This is a genomic window from Pseudoalteromonas sp. S1650 (genome assembly GCF_005887195.1).
In the GTDB taxonomy this organism is placed as follows: Bacteria; Pseudomonadota; Gammaproteobacteria; order Enterobacterales; family Alteromonadaceae; genus Pseudoalteromonas; species Pseudoalteromonas simplex.
The window spans coordinates 1-933 of record NZ_PNDF01000111.1; the positions used below are offsets into that span (position 1 = coordinate 1).

1 protein-coding gene is annotated in these 933 nt (G+C 39.4%); it reads right to left on the bottom strand.

From position 1 onward, the window contains the following. Positions 1–933, bottom strand: a 933-nt coding sequence (locus CWB80_RS21415) for a collagenase (RefSeq protein WP_171041570.1), incomplete at both ends; no start/stop codon positions are given.

Sequence of the window (933 nt, forward strand, 5' to 3'; positions counted from 1 at the left end):
CATTATTGGCCCACTCTACAGTTTTTGATTTATAGGCACTCCAATTACCAGTTCGGGTATGAGCCAACATAGCATCAAGTTCGTTGTTGTGACGTTCAAACATAAAGCGAACAGCTAAGTAACCCCAGCGATAAATTCGATCTTGATCAAATCCATCATAGGTGGTGTCAAAAATTTGCGCTAGTGTATAGCGCGAGCCATCACTAATAGTGGCTTTTGCAGCATCGTTGTTATTTAAATTAGCAACATACTCTGCAACCCCCTCTGACCACCAGACAATATCTTCTGTGGGTGCGTTAAAGTCACCATATAAGTCGAAACGGCCATCTAAATAGTGAACATACTCGTGCTCTAAGTTCCATACATAGTGCTCTGCATTGGCATAACTTGCTTCATAAGCTATAAAATTAGCTTGGTTGCCAGCTACAGATGGGTCACCTTCTAAATACATACCACCATTGTTAGTATTTATACCAAAGATAGCACCTGCGTACTTGCTATAATCGTCACTACTGTCAAATATATTTACTTGTAAAAAGTTATTGTTGTCATCAGCAACAGGGGTGTTATTTGTGGCTAGCTTATTATGAAAAAGCCCTTCTTCAGCGCCCATAGCATCACATGCTGCTGCATGTTGAATAGCCGTCATATTTTGCGAGCGAATTTTTATAGTACTACTACAGCTATAATTTTGTGACAACACTTGTTGAGTTAGTTCATCAACAAAGCCACAAATACCGTAGTCATTACAATCTGCGTAATAACTTACAGAATCAGCTGCTGCAAGCCATACTGCATCACCATAACCAAAACTGTTATAGGTGCTAAAAATAGCTTTCAAACCAGTGTCAACACTTTCTTGTATTGGCGTGCCTGAATATTGTTTTAAACGAGCTAGTTCACTGGCAGCGTTAACAATCAAGTATTGTGCAT